General features: G+C 34.6%; 15 protein-coding genes and 1 tRNA gene. 7 read left to right on the top strand and 9 right to left on the bottom strand.

The features are described from left to right. Window positions 1–21: 21 nt before the first annotated feature. A complete protein-coding gene (gene cysD / locus Y10_RS05085; RefSeq protein ID WP_281764281.1) occupies window positions 22–927 on the bottom strand; it encodes a sulfate adenylyltransferase subunit CysD in 906 nt (301 codons plus the stop codon). 2 nt (window positions 928–929) lie between these two features. After that, window positions 930–1,523, bottom strand: coding sequence for an adenylyl-sulfate kinase (gene cysC, locus Y10_RS05080; protein ID WP_281764280.1), 594 nt, complete (start codon window positions 1,521–1,523; stop codon window positions 930–932). A 628-nt stretch (window positions 1,524–2,151) separates the two neighbouring features. On the opposite strand from cysC, the gene Y10_RS05075 reads away from it, so the two are divergent. Next, a complete protein-coding gene (locus Y10_RS05075; RefSeq protein ID WP_281764279.1) occupies window positions 2,152–3,942 on the top strand; it encodes an SLC13 family permease in 1,791 nt (596 codons plus the stop codon). Between the two features lie 397 nt (window positions 3,943–4,339). Next, entirely contained in the window at window positions 4,340–5,503 is a 1,164-nt protein-coding gene (locus Y10_RS05070; RefSeq protein ID WP_281764278.1) for a hypothetical protein, read from the top strand. Window positions 5,504–5,778: 275 nt separating this feature from the next. Here the strand turns inward: Y10_RS05070 and Y10_RS05065 are convergent. Further along, window positions 5,779–5,860 (bottom strand) — tRNA-Leu (locus Y10_RS05065). Between the two features lie 116 nt (window positions 5,861–5,976). On the opposite strand from Y10_RS05065, the gene Y10_RS05060 reads away from it, so the two are divergent. The 4 genes from Y10_RS05060 (at window position 5,977) to Y10_RS05045 (ending at window position 10,161) form a co-directional block, all read left to right on the top strand. After that, on the top strand, window positions 5,977–7,365 hold the full coding sequence (locus Y10_RS05060) for a dipeptidase (protein ID WP_281764277.1): 1,389 nt from the start codon (window positions 5,977–5,979) through the stop codon (window positions 7,363–7,365). 120 nt (window positions 7,366–7,485) lie between these two features. Further along, window positions 7,486–7,851 (top strand): BlaI/MecI/CopY family transcriptional regulator, encoded by a 366-nt coding sequence (locus tag Y10_RS05055; RefSeq protein WP_281764276.1) that lies wholly within the window; start codon window positions 7,486–7,488, stop codon window positions 7,849–7,851. Between the two features lie 4 nt (window positions 7,852–7,855). Beyond that, the gene (locus Y10_RS05050) at window positions 7,856–9,598 is read left to right on the top strand and encodes a M56 family metallopeptidase (protein WP_281764275.1); all 1,743 of its coding nucleotides are present in this window, start codon (window positions 7,856–7,858) and stop codon (window positions 9,596–9,598) included. Between the two features lie 89 nt (window positions 9,599–9,687). Further along, entirely contained in the window at window positions 9,688–10,161 is a 474-nt protein-coding gene (locus Y10_RS05045; protein ID WP_281764274.1) for a regulatory protein RecX, read from the top strand. A gap of 2 nt (window positions 10,162–10,163) precedes the next feature. On the opposite strand, the gene Y10_RS05040 is transcribed toward Y10_RS05045, so the two are convergent. Continuing rightward, on the bottom strand, window positions 10,164–12,035 hold the full coding sequence (locus Y10_RS05040) for a mechanosensitive ion channel family protein (protein WP_281764273.1): 1,872 nt from the start codon (window positions 12,033–12,035) through the stop codon (window positions 10,164–10,166). A gap of 72 nt (window positions 12,036–12,107) precedes the next feature. On the opposite strand from Y10_RS05040, the gene Y10_RS05035 reads away from it, so the two are divergent. Further along, window positions 12,108–12,605, top strand: coding sequence for a DUF456 domain-containing protein (locus Y10_RS05035; RefSeq protein ID WP_281764272.1), 498 nt, complete (start codon window positions 12,108–12,110; stop codon window positions 12,603–12,605). Here the strand turns inward: Y10_RS05035 and Y10_RS05030 are convergent, their stop codons facing one another. From Y10_RS05030 to Y10_RS05010, 5 genes are all read right to left on the bottom strand, one after another. Further along, window positions 12,606–13,019: a DUF6691 family protein gene (locus Y10_RS05030; protein WP_281764271.1), complete on the bottom strand. Its 414-nt coding sequence runs from the start codon at window positions 13,017–13,019 to the stop codon at window positions 12,606–12,608. 5 nt (window positions 13,020–13,024) lie between these two features. Next, entirely contained in the window at window positions 13,025–13,579 is a 555-nt protein-coding gene (locus Y10_RS05025; RefSeq protein ID WP_281764270.1) for a YeeE/YedE family protein, read from the bottom strand. Window positions 13,580–13,656: 77 nt separating this feature from the next. After that, window positions 13,657–13,845, bottom strand: coding sequence for a YgaP family membrane protein (locus Y10_RS05020; RefSeq protein WP_281764269.1), 189 nt, complete (start codon window positions 13,843–13,845; stop codon window positions 13,657–13,659). Further along, window positions 13,845–14,159, bottom strand: coding sequence for a hypothetical protein (locus tag Y10_RS05015; protein ID WP_281764268.1), 315 nt, complete (start codon window positions 14,157–14,159; stop codon window positions 13,845–13,847). Before Y10_RS05015 ends, Y10_RS05020 begins: the two co-directional genes overlap by 1 nt. A 1-nt stretch (window position 14,160) precedes the next feature. Further along, a complete protein-coding gene (locus Y10_RS05010) occupies window positions 14,161–17,361 on the bottom strand; it encodes an efflux RND transporter permease subunit (protein ID WP_281764267.1) in 3,201 nt (1,066 codons plus the stop codon).

Below are 17,361 nucleotides of genomic sequence, written 5' to 3'. Positions count from 1 at the left end.
AAAATTGTTTAATTAGTTAGTTTAGAAGTACCCCTGACGTTTTCTATCTTCCATTGCAGATTCCGAACGTTTATCATCACTTCGGTTTCCTCTTTCTGTTTGACGCATTGTAGAAACTTCGTCTACAATTTTCTCAAGCGTATCGGCATCAGATTCAATACCTCCGGTAATTGTAATATCACCTAAAGTTCTAAATCTAATTTTCTTAGTCACCACTTCCTCATGGTCTTCTAAAACTAAAAATTCAGAATTCGGTATCCATGTACCACCTCTCCAAACAACTTCACGCTCATGCGCTATATATAATGATGGAATAGCTATATTTTCTCTTAAAATATAATTCCAAACATCCATTTCTGTCCAGTTACTAATTGGGAAAGCTCTTAAGTGTTCTCCCTGAAAATATTTTCCATTAAATAAGTTCCATAATTCTGGACGTTGATTTTTAGGATCCCACTGTCCAAACTCATCTCTATGCGAAAAGAAACGCTCTTTTGCTCTAGCCTTCTCTTCATCTCTTCTACCTCCACCTATAGCACAATCTACTTTATTAGATTCTATAGCATCTAATAAGGTAGTAATTTGCAACGCATTACGCGTAGCGTTTTTACCTTTTTCCTCGGCTACCCTACCTTGATCAATAGACTCTTGAACAGAACCAACCAATAAATTAGCACCTAATTCTTTCACCAAATCATCTCTAAACTTAATTGTTTCAGGAAAATTATGCCCCGTATCTACGTGCATTAGAGAGAAAGGAATCTTAGAAGGATAAAAAGCCTTTCTTGCTAAGTGGGTAACAACAATAGAATCTTTCCCTCCTGAAAATAAGATTACAGGATTTTGAAATTGAGCCCAAACTTCTCTAAGCACATAGATTGCCTCAGACTCTAATTCATCTAAATAATTTAAATAGTACTTACTCATAATTACTTCAATGCTAATTTTTGATTTATATTGGCTAAAACGTCCTGAACAGCTTCAGAAACAGAACATTCTTCCGTTTTAATTTCTAAGAAAGGATTTACAGGAGCTTCATAAGGAGCCGAAATCCCAGTAAAGTTTTTAATTTCGCCTGCTCTAGCCTTTTTATAAAGACCTTTCACATCGCGTCGCTCACATTCTTCTAGAGATGTATTTACATAAATTTCTACAAAATCATCAGCTCCAATAATATCAGCTATTAACGCCCTATCCTCTATCAAAGGAGATACAAAAGCTGCAATTACAACTGACCCAGAGTCAACAAATAATTTTGCAATTTCAGAGATTCGTCTCAAGTTTTCTTTTCTATCCTCAGCACTAAAGGTTAACCCTTTATTAATACCGGCACGAATATTATCTCCGTCTAAAGAATACACCTGCACACCTTTAGCAAATAGCTCTTTTTCAACTAGATTAGCTATCGTAGATTTACCGCTCCCAGACAAACCTGTAAACCACAACACAAAAGACGAATGCTTATTTCTATCATTTCTATCTTTTCGGCTAACCACATAATCATGTGGAATTATATGCTCCATATTATTTATAACTTTTTATAGCTTTATATCCAAAAGATCGTTATTCTAAAAAACAGAACTCCACCTCCAAATCAAAAAACAACATAGACAATCACACACAAGAGAAGAAATTAACTTTCTAAAAACACCAAGACAAGAAGAACTTAAAACCTAACAAAATCATTGTCAGACATAACCTCTTTAAGTACCGCAGTAAATCAATCTTTCAAATCTTTCTTCCAAATATACCGATAAAAAAATTGTATTTCCAACTAATAATTACTTAAAAAGTAAAAATTCGAGCCTCAATAATTTTCGTATACTTTTTTACAAATCTAACATTTTTATCTATGATTTATTAATTTATACATATTCAATTAGTTAATTTTAAGTTAAGCAACCTAAAATAAAAACCCGCTTTACACTTCATCTAAATTAACTAACACGTTGTCGATTTTTATCACCATTCACAAATAAAACATAACACACCTGACTAATAACCCTAACCAAGCACCTTACTTCTATTTTTACACCACCATAAAAAGAAATAAATTTCTCAGAAAACAAACTATTCCATACATTTGAGTTTAGATTTTTCTTATTCTCGATTTTATAGACTTAACCTAATATTTACGATAATTTTTAGTTTATGACCATTCCTGCTATTATAACCATAGGTGTTATTATAATTGCTTTAATACTTTTTATCACAGAGTTAGTGTCTATTGATCTAGTAGCGTTAATTATTATGACCTCGTTAATTATAACAGGTGTAATAACTCCTCAACAAGGCGCAGACGGGTTTAGCAATAAGGCTACTATTACCGTAACCTTTATGTTTGTGCTTAGTGCCGCCATACTAAAAACAGGCGCTATGCAGTACGTAGCTCATAAACTCTCAGGAATTTTTAGATACAACTTTAAACTAGGTATTGTTTTAATGATGGTACTTATAAGTATTATTTCTGCCTTTATAAACAACACCCCTGTAGTAGCTGTATTTATACCCGTTATTATACAAATTGCACATTCATCCGGGCAAAGCCCATCTAAAATGCTTATTCCCTTATCATTCGCTTCTATTTTAGGCGGTACTTGCACCTTAATAGGAACCTCTACCAACATATTAGTAAGCGGTATAGCCGAAAAACAAGGATTAGAATCTATATCTATGTTTCAAATGGCCCCTATGGGGTTGGTTTTTGTTGTTGTAGGTACACTATACATGGTTTTTATTGGCACCAAAATTCTACCCAATAGAAAAGACAGCGCCAACCTACAAGACAAGTTTGGTATTAGGGACTACATTACCGAAATTGAACTAACCGAAAATTCTGAAGCTATTAATAAACCCATTATGTCTTCTACCCTCGTAAAAGAACTTGAAATGGATATTATTGAAGTTAGAAGAAACGGCAATAAATTTACACTACCTGCCGGAGATTTTGTTTTACAGCAAGACGATACCTTAAAGGTTCGTTGCGATATGGCAAAAATAAAAAGCCTAAAAGACCGTGCTAAAGTTTTAGACCCAAATATTAAAATTGGAGATGACGACTTAACCGGCAAACACTCTTCTTTAGTAGAGGTAGTAATTACCTCTAATTCTGAGTTTGAAGGTAAAACACTTAAAGAAATTGACTTTAGAAGAAGATACCGTGCCGTACCACTAGCTATAAAACATAGAGAAGAAGTTAGACATGACGACCTTTATAAAATACAATTAAAGGCAGGAGATGTTATGCTGATAGAAGTTAAGAATCACTTTATTAAAGAACTGAAAAGACAAGAGAACGAGCAAGACGCCCCTTTTGTAGTGCTTTCTGAAGATGCCATGATTGACTTTCATAAAAAGAAGTTTTACGCCGTTATGGGTATTGTGCTTACCATTATAGCACTAGCCACCTTTAACATACTAGATATTATGGTAGGCGCCATTGGTGGGGTTATCTGTATGGTACTACTAAAAATTATATCTATGAAAGAGGCCTACGAATCTATTAACTGGAAAGTAGTTTTTCTCTTAGCAGGAGCTTTAAGCTTAGGTACCGCCATGCAAAACACAGGGCTAGATAACACCATTGCAGACCTATTAGTAAACAAACTGGGTAGCTGGGGACCTATAGCCGTAATTTCAGGTCTTTACCTTACCACATCTGTATTAACCGAAATTATGTCTAATAACGCAGCAGCGGCATTATTAGCACCAATTGCCATAGCTACAGCACAAACATTAGGCTTAAGCTACACTCCATTTTTAATGGCTATTACATTTGCCGCATCAGCAAGTTTCATGACACCCATTGGCTACCAAACCAACACTATGGTATATAGTGCCGGACAATACAGGTTTAAAGACTTCTTAAAAGTAGGTACACTTTTAAATTTATTATTCTGGATAGTATCTACATTTGTAATACCTATTATTTACGGGTTTTAAGAATACAATAGGGCAAATACACAAAACAGTTAACCCTTATTAAAAGGTAAACGCTATTACATTTTATCTGTAAAACCTTAGGCATTAACCACCCTAAGGCTACCGCAGCACATATACATACCACAAAGAATACCAGCAAATTACCACCTCACATTCTTTAAGATTGTTACATCTACAGACAATAATTCCAATAAACTACCATAGCTAACGTCATCGGAAATGCAAAAATTCAGGTAAATGAAGATTATAATTTGCCTGTATAATTAACAGCAGAACATACTATAACCTAAACAAACCACCTCTAGGGATTCCCCTATTAAAATTAAGTGTTTTTACATAAGCAGGCACTCATAATCAACTATTAAATTAGCAACTACTAACCTTAACTTTTTTAATTATGAGAATTTTATACACTTTTTTAATCATTTGCCTGATAGGCTTTACTGGATATGGGCAGAAATACAAAAGTCTAGATTACGTAAAAATCAATGAAGGCTATAACCTTACGAAAGTTGTCACAGTCAAATCTTGCCCAGAACAAATAACCAAAGGAGACTCCATAAAATCAGTTACAACCTATAAAGACACTTCGAAAGGCGAAAAGACTTATACCATTTCAAGTCACAAAATCGCTGGTTCTAATGAGGAAATTTCAATTGACAAAAAAATTTCATTAAACCTAAAATCTTTTGAAGGTAAAGCTAACTTATTTCTTGATGAGAATGACAAATCCAAAATCCATATCAACTATTGGCTTAATGACAAAAATTTTATTCCTAAGGAAACTAAAATTATTATTAGAAATAAAAAACTCCAATGCAACGAGACCTACAAAAAAGAAGTTAAAACAGTTATCACTAAAATAGATAGTACATATAATTTATGGAGAGTAGACACAAAAGACATAACTTTCAAAAATGACAATGGAAAAGAAGAAATTATTGAACCAGATTATTTTAATTACTGCAACATCATAATAGAAGTTTACGAAACCGATAACAATACAAAACCTGACTACTATTTAGTTAATAAATATGACAAAAATGCAGATTACATTTTAAAATTAGAAAATAGAGACGTAATTAGTTTTGGAGAGAGGGCTTGGGAATTTGGCGCTGTGACAATACCAATAAAATTTAGACCACTACAAAGAGGCAATAACACAAAAGTGGGACAAAAATTTGTTGGAGACTTAAATGTAGGGGCATTTGCCACCTATAAACTAGGTACTTACAAAGCAAGATACGTACGAGGCGCTGGTTTTGAAAAGTTAGCAAGTATTTCATGCAATATAGGCCCGTTTTTTACCATTGGAACAGAAAACTTAGATAAAAACAACACCACTACTGGTAAAATACCTATAACCAATGATAGCACTCAATCAATCGGGACTGTAACACCGGGAGCAGGAATCATGTTAAACATATACAATTTTCAATTAGGAATCTATACCGGGTGGGATATAGGAGTTGGAAGTAAATCTAGTAATTGGGATTACCACGGCAAACAATGGTTCGGATTCGGATTTTCATATAGCCTAAAAACTCCATGGAAAGAATAACTCTTGATTTTATATTCAAACACAACAAGAACATAAAATAACCACACGGTCAAAACAAGTTTTAGAAAATAAATTAATCACACAGCTTCACACTTTAGGGTATGGAGCTGTTCCTGTTTTAGCAATAAAAACTCTCTAAATGACTTTAAAACCCAACTAGAATAACATAATCAAATTAAAAAGCACCATGTACAAAACAGAAAATTTTCTAGGCACATTAATAGAAGAAAACAAAAAACCCTAATTAGCAATAAACTAATTAGGGTTTTGTTAAGTGCGGGTGAAAGGACTCGAACCTTCACACCTTGCGGCACCAGATCCTAAGTCTGGCGTGTCTACCAATTTCACCACACCCGCGTGCTTTGCTTTGGTAATTGTGGGTGCAAATATAACTGATTTTTTGAATATACAAACATGTTATTAAAAAAAGTTCAGTTTTTTGTAACTTTGAAATAAATAACAAAATAAACTTCATGGAAAATATAGCTTCCTATATAAGGGAACACAAGTCAAGATTCATAGATGAACTAATTGATTTACTGAGAATTCCGTCTGTAAGCGCAGACTCTGCATACTCTCAAGATGTTTGGAACACCGCAAAAAAGGTAGAAGAAAAATTAAAAGAGGCAGGCTGTGATGTTACCGAAATATGTGAAACTCCAGGTTATCCTGTTGTATATGCCGAAAAAATTATAGACCCTGAGTTACCTACGGTTTTAGTTTATGGGCATTACGATGTACAACCGGCAGACCCTATTGAGTTATGGAACTCTGACCCATTTGAGCCTATTATAAAAAAAACAGAACTACACCCAGAAGGTGCCATTTTTGCCAGAGGTGCTTGTGACGATAAAGGGCAAATGTATATGCACGTTAAGGCTGTTGAATACATGATTAAAAACAACAACCTTCCTTGCAACGTAAAATTTATGATTGAAGGTGAAGAAGAAGTTGGAAGCGCTAACTTAGGTTGGTTTATTGAAAGAAACCATGACAAACTTAAAAACGACGTTATTTTGATTTCTGACACCGGAATGATTAGTAAAGAAACACCTTCTATTACTACAGGGTTAAGAGGTTTAAGTTATGTAGAAGTTGAAGTTACCGGACCAAACAGAGATTTACACAGTGGTTTGTATGGTGGTGCTGTTGCCAATCCTATTAATATTTTAAATAAAATGATTGCCTCGTTACACGATGAGAACAACCATATTACCATTCCTGGCTTTTACGATAAAGTTGAAGAACTGTCTACTGAAGAAAGAGCTGCAATGGCAGAGGCTCCTTTTTCTTTAGACAATTATAAAAGCGCTCTAAATATTAAAGACGTTCATGGTGAAAAAGGATATACTACTAACGAACGTAACTCTATAAGACCTACGCTAGATGTAAATGGTATTTGGGGTGGCTATATAGGTGAAGGCGCTAAAACGGTAATACCAAGTAAAGCATTTGCTAAAATTTCTATGCGTTTGGTACCAGACCAAGACTGGCAAGAAATTACTACATTATTCAAAAAGCACTTTGAAAGTATTGCCCCTGATTGTGTTACTGTAAAAGTTACACCACACCACGGCGGACAAGCATATGTAACTCCAATAGACAGCATAGGATACCAAGCAGCTTCTAAAGCATATGAAGCTACTTTTGGTAAAACTCCTATCCCACAACGTAGTGGTGGTAGTATTCCTATTGTAGCGCTTTTTGAAAAAGAATTAGAAAGCAAAACTATTTTAATGGGATTCGGTTTAGATTCTGATGCTATTCACTCACCTAATGAGCATTTCGGTATCTGGAATTACCTAAAAGGCATAGAAACTATACCACATTTCTATAAGTACTTTACAGAATTGTATAAATAATAAAGTTTTAAAATCCGGTTCTAAACAGAATCGGATTTTTTGTTAATTACACCTTCTACATTTGTAGAATTAAAATTTTACTCTATATTTGTAGAACAAACTCTAATTTTGTAGAACAAAATGCAATTATCTAATTCAGAAGAAGAATTAATGAACCACTTATGGGAAATGGAAAAAGCTTTTATGAAAGATCTTCTAGAAGCCTATCCTGAGCCTAAACCTGCCCCTACCACATTGGCTACTTTACTAAAGCGAATGAAAGACAAAGGAGTGATAGATTATCGAGTATATGGTAAGTCTAGAGAGTATTATCCACTGATTAAGAAGAAAGATTATTTTGCCAATCATATGAACGTATTGATAAAAAACTTTTTTAACAACAGTGCTAGCCAGTTTGCTTCTTTCTTTACAAAAGAAACCAATTTAAGTAAGGAAGAACTAGAAGAATTAAAGTCATTAATAGACAACGAAATTCAAAAAAAATAAGCATATGTTATTCTATCTTTTAAAATTCAGCGGCTGTTTACTTATACTACTTACAGTGTACAAACTGTTTTTAGAAAAGGAAAGTATACATCTCTTTAAAAGATTCTATTTACTAGCAGCTATAGCGTTGGCTTTTATAATACCCTTGATCACCTTTCATACCTATATAGAGCAAGTAGCTAATCCTACTGAAACAGTTTACTATCCATTAGAAAACATTACTTCTAATCAGGGTATTCAAAATAGTTCAGAAACTGACTATACAGCCCTAATTTTATGGAGTTTATACCTTATAGGCGTTACTGTATTTGCTATTCGGTTTATCAGTAACATAAGTTCACTTATTAAAACTGTAATTAAAAACCAAAAAGTAAAATCAGGAGAATTTACCCTGGTATTACTTTTAAAACACATTACACCACATACTTTTTTAAACTATATTTTTTTAAACAAAGAGCAGTTTAACACACAAGAAATATCAAAAGAAGTCTTGTTGCATGAGGAAACGCATGCACGTCAAAAACATAGTTTAGACATCTTACTTTTAGAAATGCTACAAATAGTATTTTGGTTTCATCCGCTGATTTACTTTTTGAAGTACGAAATTAAAATGAACCATGAGTTCCTTGCCGATCAAGAAGTTATTAATCAAGGGGCAGACCCTAAAAAGTATCTTGAACTACTAATCAATCATTCATCAAAAACGCATAGTAATCAATTAGCGAATGCTATTAATTTTTCATCAATCAAAAAACGAATTTTAATTATGAAGACAAAAACACCTAGAAGAGTCACTTGGTTAAAAACCGTGGCTTTAGTACCGCTGGTATGCCTATTGGTATACAGCTTTAGCGAAAAGAAAGAGATTCTTAAAGAATCAGATTCAAAAACACCACAGCATCTTGTAGTTATCGATTCTGGCAAAACCCAAAAAACGCTGACAAAGGCAGCGTACTTTAAAAATGTACGATTTGTATTTGATACAGGTAATGGGGACACTTTTACCAAAACATTTAGTGAGTTAACTGACGAAGAAAAAGCTTCTTTAAATGGGCCTGGCACATTACCAACCAAAAACCCACCCACACAACAACAATTAAACGAATGGACAGACACTAGTAAATATGCCGTTTGGTTAGATGGAAAAAGAATTAGCAATGAAACACTTACCAACTACAAACCATCAGAGCTAGGGTATTACTATACTAGCAAGCTAAAGGAAAATGCTAAGGACTATGGCAAGTACGATTATGATGTTAGCATCTCATCTTTAGCAGCATATAATAAATTGATAAAAAAAGGAATACAACCCTTAGCTGAAGGCGTATTTATAAAAATAAAATCTAAAAATAATAAAACCAGATTTGAAAAATACACATCTGAAGGAGTGAATAGTCCACAAGACCTTATCAAACTATTTAAAAAGAAGTATAAGAAATACGAGGCATTAAGAACTGAGCAACCGAAATACATTGAAAAAAAGGTAAAGGAACAGCGTAAACTAGACGAGCTATTTGATGACCTAAGAAAGATGTTTAGTGATATGTCTCCTACAGACCGCTCTCAGGTTCCATTTCCTAAAATGCCGTCTCACCCATATTTTAAAATCACTAATAAAGACGGTAGTGTGGCCTATAAATTACGAGAAGAATTAACCGACGACGAACTTCGTAAAGTAATTCCACCTCCACCGCCTGCTCCGCCAGCACCAAAAGCGCCACCGGCGCCACCAGCTCCAGAAAAATAGTTCATAGTATAGACTCCCGTTATTAATAACGGGAGTTTTTTTATGTTGCAATAGCTATAAAACTAATAAGTTTTGTAATTATGCATTTCATGAATACCAAAAAGTCATATACCGTTACTGAAGCATTAACCAAAATGCAACGCTATTGTGCCTACCAAGATAGGTGCCACAAGGAAGTAACAGAAAAACTGAAAGGTATGTCTATGATTCCGGAAGCTATAGAACATATTATAAATGCGCTTATAGCCGATAAGTTTTTAAATGAAGAACGCTTTGCCAAAAGCTTTGTAAGAGGTAAGTTTAAATATAAAAAATGGGGAAGAAAACGTATCACTATGGAACTAAAACTACGTGATATTTCGCCTTTCTTAATAAAAAGTGCCCTCAAAGAAATAACTGAATTTGAATACTTACAAAGCTTTCATGAACTTGCAGAAAAGCGTAATAACCAAATAAAAGAAACCAACCTGCTAAAACGAAAAAAGAAACTAGCCGATTATCTCTTATATAGAGGATGGGAATCTCACTTAGTGTATGAAAAAGTAAATGAACTTGTTCAATAACACTATTCTTTCTCTTTATTCATATTTACATTAAAGCCCGGAGTTTTATAATCCTCTGGCAAATAATCTTCTGGTATGGTGGTTTTATTACCATCTCTGGCAGCTCTATAGTGTGGTGATAGTATTTCTATACCATTCTCATTACAAACGTCTTGTATGTTCTGGTGTAAATTAGAGTATATAGCAGCTTGCTTGTTAGCTTCTCTTATATACGCATTAATCTGGTAGGCTACATAAAAATCTTCTAAACTGGTTTGCAGTACAAACGGTGTAGGATCTTTAAGAATTAAGTCCGTTCTTTTAGCTGCCTCAATAAGAGTTTCGTGCATTAATTTCCAAGGCACATCATACCCTATTGTTACGGTGGTATGTATAATTAATCCTTTCTCTGGGGCATCACTACTATAATTAACGGTATGACTATTCATTACGGTAGCGTTAGGAATAGAAATAATCTCATTTTTAGTAGATCGCACTCTAGTTACTAATAAAGATTTTTCAATAATATCACCCGTAATTTCACCAATTTTAACCCTATCTCCTATTTTAAAACTACGCATATAGGTTAATACAATACCCGCTATAATGTTAGATAATGATCCTGCCGAAGCAAACGTAAACAAGAACCCTAAAAATACAGATACGCCTTTAAATGCATCAGAATCACTTAAGGGTAAGTACTGATATACCAAAATAAACATGAAGGCATAAAGCAATATGCGTATAATTTGAAATGTTGGACTAGCCCAATCTGGGTAAAAACCGGTAATTTCAAGTTTACCCTCTTCTATTTCAGTTTTAAAAAATCGTAAAGCCTTTACCACATACCTAAACACCACAATAATTACGACTACAGTAATTAAGTTTGGCAGGTAATCCCACAGTCCTAAAAAGATACTTTTTACAGGACGCAGAATATAACCAAACATGGTCTCCGCAAAATTTTGTGTCCAAGGGAAAATACCAAACAGCACAGGCAATGCTATATACATGAGCAATAATATAAATGCCCACTTTACAAGATTATTTACAATAAGTAGTGCCTGTACCTGAAAATGAGAATCTAATAGTGTGTAACTCTTTATCTTAAATCCGTTTAGCTTGTCACCTTCCCATTTTTGAATTTTTACCGAAAGCCATCTAAACATGCGCGAAGCATACTTTACAATAAGTACCACCACCACAATAACAAGTAGCGCTAACCCTATTTCCTTGGCTAAATTGGTAAAGCTAGTTTGGTCTTTATAACTTATAACGGCTTTATCTATAACCTCCTTATATTGCTGCCCTAAAATTTCTTTAGAGGTATTGTTCCAAATAGCATCTTCATCAGATACACTTAATATAATATCATCTCCTGCCTTTAAACTCACATAATCATCTACCTCTATTTCTATGGTAGATTCATCAAACTTTAAAACACCAGCCACATCATTTATGCGCTTTGTAATGGCCTTTGCCCTATCATATGGCATAAAGCTACCCTGACGTGCATAAATGTAAAACAATGTATCTTTAAAAGGACCCAATACCGGATACGACTTAGCGGAAGCTCTCAACTTTTCAATCTCTTGCTTCTTTTGGGTAAGGCGTGCTGCTTCTTTGCTATTTATTTCCTCTAGCTTTTTTAAAAGCTCTTCTTTCTTTAAGTTATCGGTAGTTTTTAACTTGGCTATTTCATCTTCTAGCGCTACTTTTTTTAATGAATCTGCCAATCTCTGCGTTTCTATCTTAGAGATTTTCTCATTAAATGTATTCATGATAGCTTCATTAATTGAGTCCTGCTGAATTAACGAATCTATCTGCGCCTGTAACATATGTACAGATAACAATACAAATAGAATATAAATATGCTTTCTTACTATAGTAATCATGTAAACCTAACAATTAAACTAATCTAAACTACAAAATAAAATAGTCATTAATCTTAAAAAACAAAAAAAACAGTGGATATTGTACTATTACTAATAGGGCTTGGTTGTATCATTTTAGGAATTGTAGGTAGTATATTACCTGTACTACCCGGACCACCATTAAGTTGGGTTGGCATATTATTGCTATACCTTACCAAAACCATCAGTACCAATTGGTATGTACTTGTAATTACATTGGTAGTGGCTATTGTAATAAGTATTTTAGATTACACCATACCAGCCTACGGAACCAAAAAATTTGGAGGTAGTAAATGGGGAATTTATGGCACCACCATTGGACTTATAGTAGGACTTATTGCGCCCATTCCGTTCGGGGTAATTATTGGTCCCTTCCTAGGTGCATTTATAGGTGAACTCTTAAATAAAAACACCGCCAACAAAGCAGCAAAAGCAGCCTTCGGGTCGTTTATGGGCTTTTTAGCTTCTACCTTTATGAAGCTAGTGGTATGCATCATTTACCTAGGCATTTTTATAAAAGTAGTTTGGGATTACCGTGCTACACTATTTTAATTAATGGGGTAATTTATCCTTTAACACTCCATACAAATAGGTTCCTAACATGGCTCCTGCAAACACAATAAGCATTGGTATAAAACCAGCACCTATCATTACAAATATAGGACCAGGACACGCCCCTACTAAAGCCCATCCTAAACCAAAGATGGTTCCTCCAATAATGTATCGGTAAAAAGATTTCTCCTTATTAGCTATACGTATAGGTTCTCCGTCTATAGATTTTATCTTAAACTTTTTGATTGCTTGGGTAAAAATAATACCAAAAAACAAAGCCGTACCCATAATACCATACATGTGAAAAGATTCAAACCTAAACATTTCATAAATTCTAAACCATGAGGCAGCCTCCGATTTGTACATGATGATACCAAATACTACACCTACTATTAATAAGATTATTTTTTTCATGACTACTAAAATATAAATGGATAGATGATGTGAACCATGATAAGTCCACCTATAAAAAAGCCTATTACAGCAATAAGAGAAGGCAACTGTAAATTACTTAAACCAGAAATGGCATGCCCAGAAGTACACCCACCCGCATAACGAGTACCAAACCCTATTAATAAGCCTCCCACTAAAAGTATACAGATTACTTTAAAATCTGATAACGATTGTATATCAAACAATTCTAACGGTAAGTACCCATTTTCTTGTGATATGTGCAGTTGCTCTAAAGAAGCCTTGGTTGCTTCACTAATATCTGGGATACTACCATCAGATAAATAATGTGCACCAACAAAACCACCTATTATGGCACCTAATACTACCACTAGGTTCCAACTTTCTTCTTTCCAATTAAAGTTGAAAAACGACGTTTTTTTTCCTGCTCCACATATAGTACATAGCGTTCTTAGGTTAGAAGACATCCCAAAACGCTTACCTAATAATAACAACACCAACAATGTACAGGCTATTAAAAAACCCGATACATACCATGGCCAAGGGTTAAAAAGAAAATCCATAGCTACAAATTTAAGGCGCAAAAGTAAGCGTATAAATTTAGCTATGGAAATTCTAAATGTAAACCCGTATAAAAATTTTAGTCTTTAATTTTAAAAACTTTGGTCAATATATCATCCATTAAGCACCACTTGGTTAATGATGATTGTAATAAATTGGCGCCCACAAAGGCTGTAAACCACAACCAATTAATATTTACATAGATAGCCAACACTAAACTAATTAATATAAAACTTCCGGCTATGCCTCTTACAATTCTGTTTTTCATTATAATATCGTATTTGTTCGTTCTATAGCTACCTCAGCTACATGTATTTTACTTAAGAAATCTTGTTCATCATTAAATGCTGCTATATTGGTTATTACCTCATCTACACTATCTGCGCCTACAAAAGCATAGCATAATATAGAGTTGGTAGCTACCATTTCACCAGCAAACCAGTTCCCTTCAATATCTGTATTGGTAACATCTTTATACCCAGTAACTCCCTGACAAGAGAATACCTTTACTCCCGATTTTTTTAAAATGAGTTTTATATCGGTCTCATATTCTGCTATTGCAGTAATAATCAATAATTTCATATTACTTATAATTTTTGCGTTCAATTAAATAATATACCAATGGCACCACCAATAAGGTTAACACCGTAGATGCTATGGTACCTCCCATAAGAGATATGGCTAATCCTTGAAAAATAGGATCAAACAATATCACAAAAGCTCCAATTACTACCGTTCCTGCTGTTAATAAAATAGGTGTTGTTCTTACCGCACCTGCTTCTATTACAGCTTGCTTTAACGGTATACCTTCCGCCAATCTTAAATTCACAAAATCAATAAGCAATACCGAGTTCCTCACCATAATACCTGCTAAGGCTATCATACCAATAAATGAAGTTGCTGTAAAGAACGCATCTAACAACCAGTGTCCTATTACAATACCTACCATAGAAAGCGGTATAGCTACCATCATTACAACAGGCGCTTTAAAATTTTGAAACCACCCCACAATAAGCATATAGATAATTACAATTACCCCGGCAAATGCCATTCCTAAATCGCGGAATACTTCAAGTGTAATTTGCCATTCTCCATCCCATTTTACCGTGTAGTCATCTTCAAACGCTGGTTGCTCCATATACAACTCATTCATTTCATAACCTTCTGGCAATTTTATCTGCTGAAGTTTATCAGACATCCCCAAAATAGCATACACAGGGCTTTCTAATTCTCCCGCCATATCAGCCATTACATATACCACACGTTTTTGGTTTTTTCTATAGATACTTTTTGCTCTCACACCTTCTTCTACGGTTACCAAATCTGAAATAGGAATCATAGTTCCTTGCTTAGATTTAACTTTGAGCCTTACGATATCTGCTACACTTGCTTTGGCTTTTTCTTCTAACGACAATACCACCCCAATTTGGTCTACAGAAGTTTCATCGTACAATACGGTTACAGGTCTTTCAGACAATGCCATATTCATGGTGTACACAATTTGTTGTGGTGCCACCCCGTACAACATAGCTTTCTCCTTATCTACCACAAAGTTATATTCGGTTTGTGGGTCTTCTACTCGCCAATCAATATCTACTACATCTTTGGTTGCATGTAAAATACTATCAACCGCAGCTGCAACTTCAATCTGCTTGTCGTAATCAGGACCATACACCTCTGCCACTATAGTAGATAACACAGGTGGTCCTGGTGGTACTTCCACTATCTTCACATTTGCATTATACTTCGCTGCAATTTTTTGTATCTCAGGTCTAAAGTCTTTAGCTATATCATGACTCTGAGCACTTCTATCATGTTTATCGGTAAGGTTTACTTGTATATCGGCTACGCTGCTTCCGGTACGCATATCATAGTGACGTACCAAGCCATTAAACGTAATTGGCGAAGCTGTACCCACATAACTTTGGTAATTAACTACCTCACTTCTAGTAGCAATGTATTGTGCTATTTCCTTAGTTACTAAATTGGTTCTTTCTAAAGTAGCTCCCTCTGGCATATCTATTACTACCTGAAACTCATTCTTATTATCAAAAGGCAACATTTTTACAGCTACCGATTTTGTAAAGAACATCCCTATAGAAGCTACTAAAAGAACAAATGTAATACCTAAGAAAATCCAGCGTTTCGCTTTACTTTCAATAAGCGGAGTTTCAAATTTTGAATACCACTTATAGATAAGCGTATCCTCCATTTTCTTCTCTTCTTTAATTTCCCCGTTCTTACCTCTTTTTTCTTTTTCTCGTAGAAATATATATCCTAAATAAGGTGTAATGGTTAACGCTACAAACAACGATAATAACATAGCTATAGAAGCTCCAATAGGCATAGGCGACATATAAGGCCCCATTAACCCAGAAACAAACGCCATTGGCAATACCGATGCTATTACGGTAAAGGTTGCTAATATGGTTGGGTTTCCTACCTCATTAATAGCATACAAGGCTGCTTGTTTAAATGGCAATCGCTTCATCTTAAAGTGTCTGTGCATATTCTCGGCAATAATAATAGAATCATCTACTACAATACCCGTTACAAACACCAAAGCAAATAAGGTAATACGGTTAAGCGTATAGTCTAACATGTAGTAACTTAACAAAGTAAGTGCAAACGTTATGGGCACCGATAAAAATACTACCAAACCACCACGCCATCCCATGGCTAACATTACTACAAATGTTACTGCTACAATAGCACCTATTAAGTGCATTAAAAGTTCTGATACCTTTTGAGAAGCTGTTTCTCCGTAATTTCTAGTAATTTCTACATGTACATCATCTGGTATTAAGGTTTTCTCTAAATGAGCCACTTTATCAATAATAACATCAGAGATTTTCATGGCATCGGCTCCTTTTCTCTTAGCTACTGAAATAGTAACCGCAGGATATTCAGATCTGTACGTTCCTGCCTTTTCACTAGCCTGACCAAAACCTAAACTCACATATTCTTTTGGTAATTCTGGTCCGTCTTTTATATCAGCAACTTGCTTTAAATATACCGGAGCATTTTTATAAACTCCTACTACCAAATTACCTACCTCATTAGCCGACTGTAAAAAATCACCTGTGTTTACTAAAAATTCAGTATCATTTTTAGTAAAACTCCCAGCACTCATTTGTTGGTTATTAGCCTTAATCATTTCAGCAACCACTAGAAAATCTAATTGACTTTCAGCTAACTTCGCTTTATCCAACACCACTCTTACCTGACGATTTCTACCCCCAATTACATGCGTTACAGCTACATCATTTACCTTTTTAATTTCAGCATCAAGTTCTTGAGCTAGTTGCTTTAATCTGTAATCGTCATAGGTTTCACTCCATAACGTTAATCCTAACATAGGCACATCATCAATAGCTCTGGTTTTAACCAATGGCATGGTTACCCCTTGTGGCATTTGATCCATGTGTTTATTAATCTCATTGTACATTTTCACAAAAGAGCGTTCAATATCTTCTCCTACGTAAAACTGAACAATAACCATCCCTTGTTCTTTCATTGATGTAGAATACACATACTCTACCCCTGGAATATTAGAGATTAATTTCTCTAAGGGCTTAATAACGCGAGATTCCACTTCAGTTGGACTTGCGCCCGGGTATCCCACAAAAATATCAGCCATAGGAACATCTATCTGAGGTTCTTCTTCCCTCGGAATTAAAAACGAACTATACACTCCAATAACCATAAATACAATCATCAGAAGTACCGTAAGCTTAGAATTCATAAAGCCTTTGGCTATTTTACCTGCTAATCCTTCTTTCAT

Source organism: Neptunitalea lumnitzerae (assembly GCF_027924185.1).
Classification (GTDB): domain Bacteria; phylum Bacteroidota; class Bacteroidia; order Flavobacteriales; family Flavobacteriaceae; genus Neptunitalea; species Neptunitalea lumnitzerae.
Note: the sequence above shows the minus strand (reverse complement) of the source record. Positions and strands in the feature narration are given on the sequence as shown.

What these genes read in the sequence shown, in the direction of transcription:
- cysD (WP_281764281.1), bottom strand. Translation starts at nt 927, where the DNA reads ATGAGTAAGTACTATTTAAATTATTTAGATGAATTAGAGTCTGAGGCA.
- cysC (WP_281764280.1), bottom strand. Translation starts at nt 1,523, where the DNA reads ATGGAGCATATAATTCCACATGATTATGTGGTTAGCCGAAAAGATAGA.
- Y10_RS05075 (WP_281764279.1), top strand. Translation starts at nt 2,152, where the DNA reads ATGACCATTCCTGCTATTATAACCATAGGTGTTATTATAATTGCTTTA.
- Y10_RS05070 (WP_281764278.1), top strand. Translation starts at nt 4,340, where the DNA reads ATGAGAATTTTATACACTTTTTTAATCATTTGCCTGATAGGCTTTACT.
- Y10_RS05060 (WP_281764277.1), top strand. Translation starts at nt 5,977, where the DNA reads ATGGAAAATATAGCTTCCTATATAAGGGAACACAAGTCAAGATTCATA.
- Y10_RS05055 (WP_281764276.1), top strand. Translation starts at nt 7,486, where the DNA reads ATGCAATTATCTAATTCAGAAGAAGAATTAATGAACCACTTATGGGAA.
- Y10_RS05050 (WP_281764275.1), top strand. Translation starts at nt 7,856, where the DNA reads ATGTTATTCTATCTTTTAAAATTCAGCGGCTGTTTACTTATACTACTT.
- Y10_RS05045 (WP_281764274.1), top strand. Translation starts at nt 9,688, where the DNA reads ATGAATACCAAAAAGTCATATACCGTTACTGAAGCATTAACCAAAATG.
- Y10_RS05040 (WP_281764273.1), bottom strand. Translation starts at nt 12,035, where the DNA reads ATGATTACTATAGTAAGAAAGCATATTTATATTCTATTTGTATTGTTA.
- Y10_RS05030 (WP_281764271.1), bottom strand. Translation starts at nt 13,019, where the DNA reads ATGAAAAAAATAATCTTATTAATAGTAGGTGTAGTATTTGGTATCATC.
- Y10_RS05025 (WP_281764270.1), bottom strand. Translation starts at nt 13,579, where the DNA reads ATGGATTTTCTTTTTAACCCTTGGCCATGGTATGTATCGGGTTTTTTA.
- Y10_RS05020 (WP_281764269.1), bottom strand. Translation starts at nt 13,845, where the DNA reads ATGAAAAACAGAATTGTAAGAGGCATAGCCGGAAGTTTTATATTAATT.
- Y10_RS05015 (WP_281764268.1), bottom strand. Translation starts at nt 14,159, where the DNA reads ATGAAATTATTGATTATTACTGCAATAGCAGAATATGAGACCGATATA.
- Y10_RS05010 (WP_281764267.1), bottom strand. Translation starts at nt 17,361, where the DNA reads ATGAAAGAAGGATTAGCAGGTAAAATAGCCAAAGGCTTTATGAATTCT.